Genomic DNA, 14,118 nt, shown 5'->3' on the forward strand with positions numbered 1-14,118 from the left:
GCAGGAGGCACGGCGTCGGAACACGGCGGCGAAGCGACCTGACCGGGACGACGTCGCGCGAACTGTTCTCTTCTGGACGATCCGCGTGGCCGCGAGCAACGAGAAGCCGGGCATGCTCGACAAATACAGGGACCGCACCGTGGGAATGCTGGTCGAGCAGGGTTTTGATGAGCGGCTGTGCGAGGAGGTCCTGGATGACCTCATCTCAAAGTACCGGACTGGCGAGCCCCCGTTCCGGCGCAAGCTGCATCTGCTCTTTCCGGACGGGCCGCCGGACGGGGCCGAGGCCGACGAGTGAGCCTGGTCAGGTCAGGGGCCCAGGCGCTTCTGTGCCCGAGAGGTCGCGCCGCCGTCCTGTGCGCCGTTACGGCCTGCATGCTTGCAAACGCCGTTTGCTTTTCCTGCCACGTGCAGTGTTCTCCCCCCATTACTTCGTAAAACGCCGTTTGCCGAGGAATCGGATTTGTTGAAGATTCGGTGGGGCAGCAGGACGCCTCGACCGACCAGCTACTTCAGCGTTGTCCGGAAATTGTTTCCTGTTTACGCGTCCTTCTTTCCGCGTCTCGCCCAGGGCGCTGGCTGCTTGTTCTCGACCCAGGGCAGAAGCTGGATAGGCTTTCTTTCGACGCCCGCCGTGATGATGGGATATTTGGAAAGCGCCTCCCGCATCAGGGGCAGACCTGCCATGTCGGTGTAACGCGTTGCCGTCTCGCTCTCATCGCCAAGACGTCCGGAGATGTCATCGATGACAGTCGGCGGAACACCGGCCTGAAACAGCGTGTTTGCCATTCCGTGTCGAAGCGCGTGCAACGCCCTGTTCCACATCTTGTCCTGAAGCGCCTTCCTCATGATCGGCGTGAAGGCGTCATAGAATCGATCGCCTGGGTCGTTGTCCGTTTTGTCTGAGAACAGGTCCGGGAACAGCTGAACATAGCCGAGCTTCCGGATCGCCTTCTGATAGTCGAGAATGCCAAGGCGGATCAGTTCGTCAGGGAGCGGCAGGATGCGTTGCGATTGCTCGTTCTTGAGGCGGCGCAGCGAGTTCGGCTTGAGATTGATGATGTAGCTACCAGCCTCACGGTAGATGTCATCGACTTCGAGCGCCGCAAACTCCCTCCGCCGCGCGCCGAGATAGGTGAGCATGATCGGCAGGAAGTAGAGCGAGTCGTGGTAAACTTGATTGCCAGGCTTGCTCCGGCCGCGCCCGCTGTTGAGCGAGCCCGTATAGATCGGAGACGAAAAGATCGGGGCAATGTCTTCAGGCGTCGGCTTGAACTGCTGCGACCGGATCGATCCCTTGGCTGGCTTGCGTGGGCGAAGGCCCTCGAAGGTCCAGTTGGTGATCTCGAAGCCGTGCCCCCGGATGTGCTTCAGGAAGTGCTGCAGGTTGCCGAAGTGCTTCCTGACGGTGCCCGCTGTCAGTCCAACCTTGGCCTTTTCGCCCGTGACGGCTGCGGCGGCTCTCAGCTTCTCGCCCTCGGCCCGAAGCTCCGGTGCGGACATGGCACGCATGCGGTGGCTCTGGCCCCAGCGCGCCGGAATGTCGTTAAAGTGCTGGCGAAGCTTGCCGATGTGATACTGAGTGATCTGCCCAGAATGTTCGACGCGGTGTTCTTCGAGCACAGTCTTGAACAGGCGGACGAGCGCCAGGACGTCGCGCGCCGTGGCCGGCTCCCATTCCGCTCCCATATTCGCGATCAATTTGTTGCATTCGCTCTCGAACGCAGCGAGGGCTACGACGGGTTGCGGATCGGTGGCGGGCTTCACTTCATTCGGCGGAGAGCTTGTATCGTCCGCCGCGATGACGGGTTCTGGCGAGGACGCCGCTTGCTTGGTTTTTGGCTCCTCGGCTGCGTTGGGGACAAGCGTCAGTGCTGGACGGCCACCGCCGGTGAACTCGCTGAGAGTGCGGTCGGCAAGGGGATGGCGATCGTCGACGTCGAGAAGGGCTTCCGCTTTGCCTTCGAAGAAGCGGGAAGCCGCTTTCTCACGATTGATCGGATTGTCGTCGATATCGAAGGCTTGCATCAGCTTGCGGATGCTGTTCTCGAAGCTCGGCTGGATGGAGCGCTTGAGCTCGCTCCGATAGTTTGCCCGGATTGCCGGGATGTGGGAGGCCGGTACGCCGTTTTTCAGGAGATAGGTCGTACCGCTGCAATCGTCTTCCAGCGTCAGTTCGCGACGAAGCCCGAACTGGGCGAGCAGCTTGTAGGCCCAGCCCATTTCCAGATCGTGCTCGAGCTCCTCGATATCGTCGGCGCGGCCGTTGCGCTTGGCTGCGACGCTGACGTCCTCCAGGTGATCGAGCATCTCGTCTCGAACCTGGATGAAGAGCTTCTGTAGCTGTTCCCGTGTCGACATGCGTTCCCGTTCGACAAACCGCATCTCCGCGAGCCGGGTGTTCAGCCGGCGCGCAACCATCTGCGCCTTTCTATGATCGGAAACCTGAAGGCTGAGTGAAAGCCGGCTGCCGCTCGGACAGGCGGTGAAGTGCGCCGGGATGCGCGGCCGCCAGTAGAAGATGTTTCCGCGGCGGATGAGATTCTCGACCTCGTGGCGAACGGCCATGACGAAATGCCCTGTCGTTCCAGAGCTGGCGCCGTCGCCCGCTTCGGGGCCTGGGCATCACCTCTGGGCATCAGTTCTGGGCATCAGGTCGCCAATGATGCCAAAACGGGATCCGGCGCGGCTGGAAAACTGAAGGATAACAGGAATTTGGGAGAATTGGCTGGGGAACCTGGATTCGAACCAAGATTAACGGAGTCAGAGTCCGTCGTTCTACCGTTGAACTATTCCCCAACAAGGCAGCGTTTTGTCCGCCGCGGTAGTGAGCGGGCTTATAAACAGAAAGCGTCGGGTTTGCAAAGACCCTTTTTGCAAAAAATCACCGGGATGATGGTCCAGCCGTGCGGGTGGGTGGGGAGTGGCCGGCTAAAAAAGCGTTTGGCGAACGCGGGCTGCGCTGGTAAACTTTGACCAACAACACTCAGGAAAGCGCTTTGAGCGGCCCGAAGCGGCCATGCGCGGCGCAATGGACAATATGTGATGGACCCCGAACACGGCGACAAGCCGTCTGTTTCCGGGGCGTCGGCAGCAGATCGTGTCGAGGGGCCGTCCGGTTCCCGCGCGGTGAAGGGTAAGCGCAGGCGGCGGCGTGCCACTGCAAAGGCCCATCCGCATGCCAGCCAGGTGCCCGATGGCGGCCTGGTACGGCGTCCCCAGAACGAGGGACCGGCAGAGGCGCCGGTCCGCAAGCGCAAGCGCCGTCGGCGTGGCAAGGGCGCAGGTGCGCCCGGACAAATCGTGCATAGCCATGGCGTGCCGGGCAAAGGTGTCGCCGGCAAAGGTGTCGCGGACCAGGGTCTCGTGGTCGAGGGCATTCCGAACGGGGGGCTTCCGGCTCCGGGCCTTGCTGCGCATGGCAGAGCCTTTCAGGCAGCCCCTTCCCAGAGTGGCGCGTTCCAAGGCGCATCGTCTTCGAAAGGTGGGCCGGCTGCGGCCGCTGGTCAGCGTGGCGCGGACGGGCGTGCATCCGGCGGAAGCGTTGGGGGAGCGTCAGGGGCCGGCTCGTCGGCAGGCCATTCCGCGTCGGCGCTGGCAGGGCGCGCGAAAGGCGGCGGCGATCGCGGCCGCGAAGCAAATGATGGCGCCCGGACGGACGGCACGCCGGCGGGCGCGGAGATGCGTCGCGCGGGTGATCGTGGCGCCGCGCTTTCCGGAGGCGATCGGGCCGGTGCCGAGCGGCAGGCAGCGCCATCGGGACACAAGCAATCCAAGGCGAATCGTGGAGAGCGGCAGGGCAACCGCCATGGCGGCAAATCGGGGCGTGGACAGCGTGCGCTTCAGGGTCGGCCGCTGACGCCGGAGCGGGCGCAGGAGCGTGCGCCCCTGCGGGACGGCGTGCAGGCGGCCAGGGCGGCGGAACGCCCGCAGGACGGACAGGCGGTCCGCGCTGGCGAGCGGATGGCCGATCGGCCCACCCCACCGACAGGACCGGACCGGACCGGCCATCACCGGCCACCCCGCGATCCCAACGGCGCGCGCGGCCGGGAGGACGCCGAGGCGGCAGCACGCACGGCGCATGGTGGCCGCGGCCAGGGCCCGGCACGACGGGACGGCCAGGAGCAGCGGCACAGCGGCACATCCGGTCCGCGCATGGAACAGGGCCGCGGCCCCGGTGACGCGGGACTTGTGGAAGGTGTCGATGGCGGCTGGCGGCCGCTGCTGCGCAGCGATGCAGGGCGTCGTTTCCCACCGGGCCAAGGCCGTCACGGCGGACAGGACGGCGGACGCGGCAGCGACAGTCGCGATGCGTCGGGCAGCCACCGCCAGCGCGGTGGCGAGGCGGCCTTGCAGGAGGCGCCGCTTTATGCCGCGCTCGATCTCGGCACCAACAATTGCCGCCTGCTGATTGCCCAGCCCACCCGGCCCGGCCAGTTCCGCGTCGTGGATGCCTTCTCGCGCATCGTGCGCCTCGGCGAAGGGCTTGCGGCCACTGGCCGGCTCTCGGACGAGGCGATGGAGCGCTCGGTGGAGGCGCTGCGCATCTGCGCCGCGAAGCTTCGCAACCGACAGATCCGCATGAGCCGGCTGATCGCGACCGAAGCGGCGCGCGCGGCCGAAAACGGCGAGGCCTTTCTGGAGCGCGTGGCCAACGAGACGGGGCTGACGCTGGAGATCATCAACCGCGAGACGGAAGCGCGTCTTGCCGTTTCCGGATGCTCGTCACTCGTCGGGCGGGAGACGAAATCGGTCGTGCTCTTCGATATCGGCGGCGGCTCCTCCGAGATTGCGGTGATCCGGATCGGCGAGAACCGTTCGAGCCGGCTGGCCAATCACATCACCCACTGGACATCGCTGCCGGTCGGCGTCGTCACGCTGTCGGAGCGCCATGGCGGGCGGGATGTCACGCCGGAGCGCTTCGAGGCCATGGTGGTGGAAGTGGCCGGCATGCTGTCGCATTTCGAAAGCCCGCCGGTGGAGGCGCTGACGGGCGACGATCCGCAATCGGGCTTCCATCTCATCGGCACCTCCGGCACGGTGACGACGCTGGCCGGCGTGCATCTCGATCTGCCGCGTTATGACCGGCGCCGAGTGGATGGCGTATGGCTGACCGATGACGAGGTCTCGGCCATGCAGGCGCGGCTTCTCTCCTGGGATTTCGCCGCCCGGGCCGCAAACCCCTGCATCGGGCCGGATCGCGCCGATCTCGTGCTCGCCGGCTGCGCCATTCTGGAAGCGATCCGCCGCCGCTGGCCCTCAACACGCATGCGGGTCGCCGACCGGGGGCTTCGCGAAGGGCTTCTGACCGATATGATGGCCGATGACGGCGCCTGGCGCCGCGGCCGCCGGCAAGGGCGCAACGGCCGCGACGACAGCGCCACCACAGGGGGAGCCAAGCCATGACCAAGCCACCGATCGGCGGCAACCGCACCGGCCGCAAGCTTGGCCAGAAGGTCAAGAAGGGCAAGCTGAAGGCCTCCTCCCGCCGCTGGCTGGAGCGACACATCAACGATCCCTACGTGCAGCGCGCCAATCTGGAGGGCTATCGCGCCCGCGCGGCCTTCAAGCTGCTCGAAATCGACGAGAAGCATGCGATCCTCAAGGGCGCGCGCCGCATCATCGACTTGGGGGCGGCACCCGGCAGCTGGTCGCAGATCGCCGCCAAGGTGACGGGATCGACGGATGCGGACCCGCGGGTGGCGGCCATCGACTTTCTGGAGATGGACCCGCTGCCGGGCGTCAACATCCTCATGCTCGACTTCCTCGATCCGACCGCACCGGAGCTTCTGAAGCAGGCGATTGGCGGTGCGCCGGACGTGGTGCTGTCCGACATGGCGGCACCGACGACCGGCCACCGCCAGACCGACCATCTGCGCACCATGCATCTGTGCGAGGTCGCGGCCTATTTCGCGGTGGATGTGCTGGCTCCGGGCGGGCATTTCCTCGCCAAGACCTTCCAGGGCGGAGCCGAGCGCGAACTGCTCACCATGCTCAAGCAGAATTTCCGCCAGGTCGTGCACGTCAAGCCGCCGTCCTCGCGGGCCGAGTCCGTCGAGATGTTCCTGCTCGCCAAGGGCTTCAAGGGCCGCCGTGCCCGCAGCGCCGACGACGCAGACGGTGCCGAGGATGCCGAACACGCGGATACGGTTGTCGACGAGGACGTGGACGCGTTCACGGGCCCGGATGCGGACGCATGATGCTGCTCTACACCACCGTCGGCAGCAATGACCTTTCCCGCGCCGGCCGCTTCTATGACCGTGTGATGGCCACACTCGGCTTCCGCCGCGAGCGGGAGGATGAAACCGAGATCGGCTATATGGCGCCGGGCGATGTGCGCTGCCGCTTCTGGGTAGTGACCCCGTTCGATGGCAGGCCCGCGCATTTCGGCAATGGTGTCACCATCGCCTTCGAGGCACCAAGCCGCGCGGCCGTCGATGCGTTCCATGCCGCTGCGCTTGCCGAGGGCGGCACGGATGAAGGCGCGCCGGGCCTGCGGCCGTTCCATGCGCATTTCTACGCGGCCTTCGTTCGGGATCACGACGGGAACAAGCTGGCTGCGGTCTGCGAGCGGCCGGAATAGGACGGCGACCCCTCGCCTATCCCCGAAGCCGCTGCCAGCCAAGCCAGCCGGCCAGCATCACCGCCAGAAGCAGCGCATTCGCGACAACCCCGAAGCCCATGGCCGTCAGGCGGGCAGCATTGTCGGGTGCAGCGGCAGCGCCCGTCGTCAGCGGAATCAGCACGGCGACGAAGAGGATGCCGACGGCAAGCGGGGTCCACAGCCCGGTGGCCGCGCGGGTGCGGATGGCGGTGACGAGCAGGAACAGGACGAGGCCGATGCGGAACGGGTCCGTGAGCTGGGAGATCAACAGTTCCAACATTTTAGCGCTCCTCCTGCGGTGGTGGCATCGTTCCACAAAGGCCGGGAGGGGGCAAGCGATGCGCGCTTCCAGCCTCTAAGCCCTTCGTCCTACATGAGGGATCCCGATACGGTCGCGAGAGGTGGAGCGGACACGCTTCGCCCGCCCCTGCCCCGCGCCTCAATCAGAACGGCCCGACAATCCCTTCGGATTGCCGGGCCGTTCGGGTCTTGCCGGAGGATATCCCCTGCCCTCAGCCCTTTGCCGCCGCATTCAGATAGGGCGCGATCAGGCTGAGATCGGCATCGCCGAGGCGATCGCTGGCGGTGTTGCGCTGGTGCCAATAGGGATATTGCAGCCAGGGCTGGCTGACCTGATCGAGGCGGCGGCGCTCCTCCTCCGACAGCTTGAGATCGGCAGCGGCGAGGTTGTCGCGGAACTGGGCTTCGGTGCGGCCGCCGACGATGACGGAGGTGACGCCCTTGCGACCGAGAAGCCAGGCGAGCGCCACCTGGGCTGCGGAGACGCCCCGCGCCTCGGCCACGGCAACCAGCGTATCGACGATGTCCCACAAGCGGTTTTCGTCGCGGATCGGCGGCTCCGTCCAGCCGGCGAACTGGCGGGTGCCTTCGGGCGCGGCCTGATTGCGGCGGTGCTTGCCGGACAGAAGGCCACCGGCGAGCGGGCTCCAGACGAGGATGCCGAGGCCCTGGTCGAGGCTGATCGGCACGAGTTCGTTTTCGGCGTCGCGGCTTTCCAGCGTGTAGTGGATCTGCTGGCTGACGAAGCGCTGCGTGCGATTGCGTTCTGAAACGCCGAGCGCCTTCATGATGTGCCAGCCGGAGAAGTTGGAGCAGCCGATATAGCGCACCTTGCCGTGGCGCACGAGCGTATCCAGCGCCTCCATGGTCTCCTCGACCGGGGTCTGGCCGTCCCATTCATGGACCTGATAGAGGTCGATGACATCGGTTTTCATGCGCTTCAGGCTGGCCTCGCAGGCGGCGATGAGATGATGGCGCGACAGGCCGCAGTCGTTCGGCCCCTCGCCCATGGGAAACCGCGCCTTGGTGGCGATCAGCACGCCGTTCTTTCTGGTGCCGCCGAGGATTTCGCCGATGATCTCCTCGCACACACCGGCGGAATAGGCATCCGCCGTGTCGATCAGGTTGACGCCGTGGTCGAGGCAGAGATCGACCATGCGGCGGGCATCGGCCACGCCGAGATCACCCACGGTCCTGGCCCAGCCCACGCCGCCGAAGGTCATGGTGCCCATGGTGATGGTGGAAACCTTGAGGCCGGAACGGCCGAGCAGTCTGTATTCCATGTTGTCCTCCTCCCGTTTGATGAAAGGCCCGCCGTCCGGATGGGAAGGCGGGCCGATCGACCTTAGTTGTCCTGCATCACGTTGCGCCACAGGTCGATGCCGCCGTCGCTGGCGTGGCGGTCGATCTCCTTCAGCTCCTCATCCGTGAAGGCGAGATTGTTCAGCGCATCCAGCGAATCGTCGAGCTGCTGGACATTGCGCGCGCCGATGAGGGCGGAGGTGATGCGCGGATCGCGCAGCACCCAGGCAATGGCCATCTGCGCCAGCGACTGGCCGCGCCGGGCGGCGATGTCGTTCAGCGCACGCACGCGGGCGATGTTGTCCTCCGTCAGCAGGCTTTCGTCGAAGGAGCCGGCGCGGGCCGCACGGCTGTCGGCGGAAACGCCGTTCAGGTACTTGTTCGTCAGCAGGCCCTGCGCCAGCGGCGAAAAGGCGATGCAGCCGGTGCCGAGCGCGTCGAGCGTGCCGAGAAGCTCCTGCTCCACCCAGCGGTTCAGCATGGAATAAGACGGCTGGTGGATGAGGAGCGGCACGCCTTCGGCGCGCAGGATGGCTTCGGCCTGGCGGGTGCGTTCGGCACCGTAGGAGGAAATGCCGACATAGAGAGCCTTGCCCTGACGTACCATCTGCACCAGCGCGCCCATGGTTTCTTCCAGCGGCACATCCGAGGTCGGGCGGTGCGAATAGAAGATATCGACATAGTCGAGGCCCATGCGCTTCAGGCTCTGGTCTAGCGAGGCCATGAGATACTTGCGCGAACCGCCGATGCCATAGGGGCCGGGCCACATGTCCCAGCCGGCCTTGGAGGAGATGACGAGCTCGTCGCGCAGGCTTGCGAAATCCTTGCTGAGGATCTGGCCGAAATTCTCTTCCGCCGAGCCGTAGGGCGGGCCGTAATTGTTGGCGAGGTCGAAGTGTGTCACGCCCCGGTCGAACGCACGGCGCACCACGGCGCGTCCGGTCTCGAACACGTCGGTGCCGCCGAAATTATGCCACAGGCCGAGCGAGATCGGCGGCAGGCGCAGGCCCCACTTGCCGACGCGGCGGTAGTCCCTGTTCTCGTAACGATCGGCTGCCGGAACGTATTGTGTCTGCATTGGGTGTCTCCCTTGTGTGCGCCATGGGGGCGCCGGCCGACCCTTGGCGGCCCGCCTTTGCCCTATGACTAAGCGAGGCGGATGGTTTCGGCAATCGCAGGCAATTCAATGGATCGTTTCGCCAGAATCAACGATTACTCACGCGGTGGGGCGCAATTCGCGGATCGTCTTGATGAGCACCTGCAGGCCGTGCGGCACCTGCCGGCGGCTGGAATAGTAGAAGGCGAGCGGCGGGCCGGGCGAGGCCCATTCCGGCAGAAGGATCTCCAGCCGGCCGGCCTCCACATGCGGGCGGGCCAGCCGCTCCAGGCAGTAGACGACAGCCGTGCCGGAGAGTGCCGCCGAGATCGCGATATCGGTGGAGCCGGAGATGAGGGAGCCCGGCGCATCGATTTCCAGATGCTCCTCACCGCGGTCGAAATCCCACCGGACGATCTGGCCGCGCCCGGTGCGCAGCCGCACGCAATTGTGCCGCAGCAGATCGCTCGGGTGTTGCGGGCGGCCCATGCGCTCCAGATAGGCGGGGGCTGCGACGGCGACCCACATCAGGGGTTCGGTGACGGTGACGGCGATCATGTCTTCGGGGATGGAGCCGGCATAGCGAAGGCCCGCATCGAAGCCTTCCGCGGTGACATCGAGGAAGTGATCGTCGGCGGCAATCTCAAGCTCGATGGTCGGATAGCGTTCGCGGAAGACCGGCAGCACCGGCGCGAGCAGCAGCGGCACCGCATCGCGCAGGACATTGATACGCACGCTCCCGGAAATGCCGCCGAAGCGGCCCTGCAATTCCTCGATGCCCTCATGGATGATGTCGAGGCCGGCTGCCACCTTTTCCGCCAGCGCGGCACCGGCGGCGGTCGGCGAGACGCTGCGGCTGGTGCGGTTGAGAAGGCGCACGCCGAGACGGGCTTCCAGCGCCTTCATCCGGTGGCTGAGGGCCGAAACGGAAAGCCCCAGCTGATCGGCGGCCTTGCGAAACGAGCGATGGCGCACGATCAGCAGGAAGACGGAAAGGTCTGACAGCTCATTCCGCATGGAGATCATCGCAAAGCCATTCTCTTTCGGCGCAAAACGTGGGAAACCCTTCCCCGCGCCGGAAACGGAGCGGGAGGAGCTGATGTCGTGCGCAACCGGAACCGATCCGGTGGCGCTCAATGGTCGCAGCCGCCGCTTCGGGTGGCGACCTGCCGGAGCCCCTGCGCGAGGCCCGGCAAGACCGACCGATTCGACCGCACCCTTGCGACACGGAGATACATGCAATGAGCTTCACCCCCAATGGCAAACACCTCGTGGCCGGCGAATGGCTTGAGGGCAACGGCACCTTTGCCTCGACGCCCGCCCACGGCCCCTCGCACGATTTTGCCGTCGGCACCGTCGAGATCGTCAACAAGGCGGCGGAAGCGGCCGAAGAGGCTTTCCTCTCCTACGGCTATTCCTCGCGGGCGGAACGCGCCGCCTTCATCCGCGCCATCGCCGACGAGATCGAGGCGCGTGCGGATGCCATCACGGAAATCGGCACGCAGGAAACCGGCCTGCCCGTCGCCCGCCTGCAGGGCGAGCGTGGCCGCACGACCGGCCAGCTCCGGCTCTTCGCCGACCACATCGAGAAGGGTGACTATCTCGACCGCCGCGTCGATGCGGCGCTCCCCGACCGCCAGCCGCTGCCGCGCCCGGAAATCCGCCTGATCCAGCGGCCGATCGGCCCGGTCGCCGTCTTCGGTGCCTCCAACTTTCCGCTCGCCTTCTCGACCGCCGGCGGTGATACGGCCGCAGCACTTGCGGCCGGCTGCCCCGTCGTCGTCAAGGGTCACTCGGCCCATCCGGGCACGGGCGAAATCATCGCCGATGCCATCCTCGCCGCCATCAAGAAGACCGGCGTGCATCCGGGCGTCTTCTCGCTGATCCAGGGCGGCAATCGTCAGGTGGGCGAGGCTGTGGTGCAGCATCCGCTGATCAAGGCGGTCGGCTTTACCGGATCGCTCGCCGGTGGCCGCGCGCTCTTCAATCTGTGCGCCGCCCGCCCGGAGCCGATCCCCTTCTTCGGCGAACTCGGCTCGGTCAACCCGATGTTCCTGCTGCCGGAAGCCATGAAGGCGCGCGCCGAAACGCTCGGCCAGGGCTGGGCGGGATCGCTCACCATGGGTGCGGGACAGTTCTGCACCAATCCGGGCATTGCCATCGTCACCGACGGCCCGGACGCCGACCGCTTCACCAAGGCGACCGTCGAGGCGCTGGAGAAGGTGGCTGCCCAGACCATGCTGACGGACGGCATCGCCAAGGCCTATCGTGACGGGCAGGAGCGTTTCCAGAGCCGCAATTCTGTCAAGCCGCTGCTGACGACGGAATCGAACGAGCGTCAGGCCTCGCCGAACCTCTTTGAAATCTCCGGCGACCAGTTCATGGCCGACCATGCGCTGTCAGAAGAGGTGTTCGGCCCGCTCGGCCTCGTCGTGCGCGTCGGCTCCATCGCCGAGATGGAAAAGCTTGCCCGCAACTTCGAGGGTCAGCTGACGGCGACGATCCACATGGATGAGGGCGACCTGGACGAGGCCAAGCGCCTGCGCCCGATCCTCGAGCGCAAGGCAGGCCGCGTGCTGGTCAACGGCTTCCCGACGGGCGTTGAAGTGGTCGATTCCATGGTGCATGGCGGCCCCTACCCGGCCTCCACCAACTTCGGCGCCACCAGCGTCGGCACCATGTCCATCCGCCGCTTCCTGCGCCCGGTCTCCTACCAGAACATGCCGGCCGGCCTGCTGCCGGAAGACTTCCAGTAAGAACTGACTGACTGACTGATGAAGCCGCAGTTACCGAAGGGTTGCTGCGGCTTTTTTGCGGGCGCTCAGCCTGCCACGGGCGCGACGCGGCGTTCCGCCACGAGCGGAATGGCCGCGAAGGCGAGCGTGCCGACAAGGCCGGTGGCGGCGATGATGACGAGGGACGGCGTGGTGCCGAGCCGTTCCAGCGAGAGCGACATGCCGAGCGGGGCGAGTGCCGCCGCCACCTGCTTGGCGGCGGTCGACCAGCCCATCAGGCGGCCGTAGCCCTTCGCCCCGAACAGTTCGAGCGGCAGCGTGCCGCCGACGATGCTGGTGAGGCCGGAGCCGAGGCCCATGCAGATGGCGAAGAGCACGGCGCCCGGCAGCCAGGGGCCGGACGGTGCGCCGGTTGCCGCCAGCAGCACGGCGATGCCGATCGGCATAAGCGCAGCGGCGATGACGGCGAGCCAGACCTGCCGCAGATCCCGACCGAAGACGAGGTTGATCAGACGGCTTGCCACCTGCGCGGGGCCGAAGAGCGCGGCGATCACCAGCCCCGCGCCGCCAAGGCCGAGCGCCTGCGTGAGCGGCACCATATGGACCAGCATGGCCGAGAGCGCATAGCCCTCAATGGCAAAGCCCGCGAGCATGAGGGTGAAGACCAGCGGCCCCGGCGAAAGACCGGTCTCGGCAACACCACCCGCATGCGTTTTCGCCTCCGGCTGCGCGACGCGGCGCGTCAGCTTCATCAGCGCGAGATGGATCGGCAGGCAGATGACGAGGTTGAGGAGCGCGAAGACGAGATAGACCTCCCGCCAGCCGAGAAAGCCATGCAGCCAGGCGGTGAGCGGCCAGAAGAGGGAGGAGGCGAAGCCGGCAATCAGCGTGAGATGGGTGATGGAGCGCCGGGCGGTGGCGCCGCCGGCCTGCACGATGGCGGTGAAGGCGGTGGCATAGAGCACGGTGGTCGAGACGACCTCGATGGTCACCAGCGCCGCCGCAAAGGCAAAGGCACCGGGAACCACCGCGGCAAGGACGAGGCTGAGCGCCGCGGCCAGCGAGCCGACCGACAGGACACGGCCTGCCCCGTGGCGATCCGCGAGCCGGCCGGCGACGGGCGCGGCGAGCCCCCCGATGAGCAGCGCCACAGAGAAGGCGCCGAAGACCCAGCTTTCGGACCGGCCGATGTCGCGGGCGATATCCGGCACGAGAATGCTGAAGGCATAATAGAGCGTGCCATAGCCGATGATCTGGGTGGTGCCGAGGCCGAGAACGGCGGCGACCGGCATGCTGGGTTCGCTCATCAGCCGGCCTCCTCGCCGTCAGATCGATTTCAGGCTGGTTCGCGCTTCGAGCTTTGCCGCATCCTCGCGGCGCTCGCTGTAGCGATCCGTCAGATGGGCCGAGCAATCGCGCGTGAGAAGCGTGAATTTCATCAGTTCCTCACAGACGTCAACGACGCGCTCGTAATAGGAGGACGGTTTCATGCGGCCGCTGGCGTCGAATTCCTGGAAGGCCTTGGCGACGGAGGACTGGTTGGGGATGGTGATCATCCGCATCCAGCGGCCGAGCAGGCGCATCGTATTGACCGCATTGAAGGATTGCGAACCGCCCGAGACCTGCATGACGGCCAGCGTCTTGCCCTGGGTCGGCCGGATGGAGCCGATGGACAGCGGAATCCAGTCGATTTGCGCCTTCATGATGCCGGTGATGGTGCCGTGGCGCTCGGGGCTCACCCAGACCTGACCCTCGGACCATTCCGAAAGCGCGCGCAGCTCGCGCACCTTCGGATGGCTGACCGGGGCATCATCGGGAAGCGGCAGGCCGGAAGGATTGAAGAAGCGGACCTCGGCGCCGAAATGCGTCAGCAGACGGCCCGCCTCCTCGGCCAGCAGGCGGCTGTAGGAAACCTGCCGCAGCGATCCGTAGAGGATGAGGATGCGCGGCGGATGGGTGGAGAAGGCCGGACGGAGCGCATCGCGATCCGGCATCCGCAGATGGCCGAGGTCGGCTGCCGGCAGATCGGCTGCGGTGATGGCGGGGCCGAGCGTGGCGGGGTCGACGGGGTCGGTCATGGC

The 14,118-nt window shown here is 66.3% G+C and carries 12 protein-coding genes and 1 tRNA gene; 5 read left to right on the plus strand and 8 right to left on the minus strand.

Features of this window, described 5'->3' with window-relative positions:
• The coding region (locus tag ACED18_RS15585; RefSeq protein ID WP_377293866.1) for a hypothetical protein at nucleotides 1–298 on the plus strand (298 nt) is incomplete at its 5' end.
• Nucleotides 299–540: 242 nt separating this feature from the next.
• Here ACED18_RS15585 and ACED18_RS15590 read toward each other — a convergent pair.
• Both ACED18_RS15590 and ACED18_RS15595 read right to left on the minus strand, forming a co-directional pair.
• Entirely contained in the window at nucleotides 541–2,568 is a 2,028-nt protein-coding gene (locus tag ACED18_RS15590; RefSeq protein ID WP_377293868.1) for an integrase, read from the minus strand.
• A gap of 157 nt (nucleotides 2,569–2,725) precedes the next feature.
• Nucleotides 2,726–2,799: transfer RNA gene (locus ACED18_RS15595), tRNA-Gln, on the minus strand.
• Nucleotides 2,800–3,900: 1,101 nt separating this feature from the next.
• Between ACED18_RS15595 and ACED18_RS15600 the strand changes: the two genes are divergently transcribed.
• The 3 genes from ACED18_RS15600 to ACED18_RS15610 are packed head-to-tail and all read left to right on the plus strand — an operon-like array spanning nucleotide 3,901 to nucleotide 6,583.
• Complete coding sequence (locus ACED18_RS15600) at nucleotides 3,901–5,406, plus strand: hypothetical protein (RefSeq protein WP_377294207.1); 1,506 nt, start codon at nucleotides 3,901–3,903, stop codon at nucleotides 5,404–5,406.
• Nucleotides 5,403–6,200 (plus strand): RlmE family RNA methyltransferase, encoded by a 798-nt coding sequence (locus ACED18_RS15605; RefSeq protein ID WP_377293870.1) that lies wholly within the window; start codon nucleotides 5,403–5,405, stop codon nucleotides 6,198–6,200. The genes ACED18_RS15600 and ACED18_RS15605 overlap by 4 nt, the downstream gene beginning before the upstream one ends.
• Nucleotides 6,200–6,583: a VOC family protein gene (locus ACED18_RS15610; protein ID WP_377294209.1), complete on the plus strand. Its 384-nt coding sequence runs from the start codon at nucleotides 6,200–6,202 to the stop codon at nucleotides 6,581–6,583. The genes ACED18_RS15605 and ACED18_RS15610 overlap by 1 nt, the downstream gene beginning before the upstream one ends.
• Before the next feature lie 16 nt (nucleotides 6,584–6,599).
• Here ACED18_RS15610 and ACED18_RS15615 read toward each other — a convergent pair whose 3' ends face one another.
• From ACED18_RS15615 to ACED18_RS15630, 4 genes are all read right to left on the minus strand, one after another.
• Nucleotides 6,600–6,884, minus strand: coding sequence for a hypothetical protein (locus ACED18_RS15615; RefSeq protein WP_377293872.1), 285 nt, complete (start codon nucleotides 6,882–6,884; stop codon nucleotides 6,600–6,602).
• Nucleotides 6,885–7,116: 232 nt separating this feature from the next.
• A complete protein-coding gene (locus tag ACED18_RS15620) occupies nucleotides 7,117–8,187 on the minus strand; it encodes an aldo/keto reductase (RefSeq protein ID WP_377293874.1) in 1,071 nt (356 codons plus the stop codon).
• 62 nt (nucleotides 8,188–8,249) lie between these two features.
• Nucleotides 8,250–9,284 (minus strand): L-glyceraldehyde 3-phosphate reductase, encoded by a 1,035-nt coding sequence (mgrA, locus tag ACED18_RS15625; protein ID WP_377293876.1) that lies wholly within the window; start codon nucleotides 9,282–9,284, stop codon nucleotides 8,250–8,252.
• Between the two features lie 138 nt (nucleotides 9,285–9,422).
• A complete protein-coding gene (locus ACED18_RS15630; protein ID WP_377293878.1) occupies nucleotides 9,423–10,328 on the minus strand; it encodes a LysR family transcriptional regulator in 906 nt (301 codons plus the stop codon).
• Nucleotides 10,329–10,543: 215 nt separating this feature from the next.
• Between ACED18_RS15630 and ACED18_RS15635 the strand changes: the two genes are divergently transcribed.
• Nucleotides 10,544–12,058: an aldehyde dehydrogenase (NADP(+)) gene (locus tag ACED18_RS15635; RefSeq protein WP_377293880.1), complete on the plus strand. Its 1,515-nt coding sequence runs from the start codon at nucleotides 10,544–10,546 to the stop codon at nucleotides 12,056–12,058.
• 65 nt (nucleotides 12,059–12,123) lie between these two features.
• On the opposite strand, the gene arsK is transcribed toward ACED18_RS15635, so the two are convergent.
• Together arsK and arsH are read right to left on the minus strand one after the other, a co-directional pair.
• Complete coding sequence (gene arsK, locus ACED18_RS15640; RefSeq protein WP_377293882.1) at nucleotides 12,124–13,344, minus strand: arsenite efflux MFS transporter ArsK; 1,221 nt, start codon at nucleotides 13,342–13,344, stop codon at nucleotides 12,124–12,126.
• An 18-nt stretch (nucleotides 13,345–13,362) separates the two neighbouring features.
• Nucleotides 13,363–14,115 (minus strand): arsenical resistance protein ArsH, encoded by a 753-nt coding sequence (arsH, locus tag ACED18_RS15645; protein WP_377293884.1) that lies wholly within the window; start codon nucleotides 14,113–14,115, stop codon nucleotides 13,363–13,365.
• Nucleotides 14,116–14,118 lie beyond the last annotated feature (3 nt).

It is taken from the genome of Rhizobium sp. SG2393 (genome assembly GCF_042610495.1).
Taxonomy (GTDB): domain Bacteria; phylum Pseudomonadota; class Alphaproteobacteria; order Rhizobiales; family Rhizobiaceae; genus RU20A.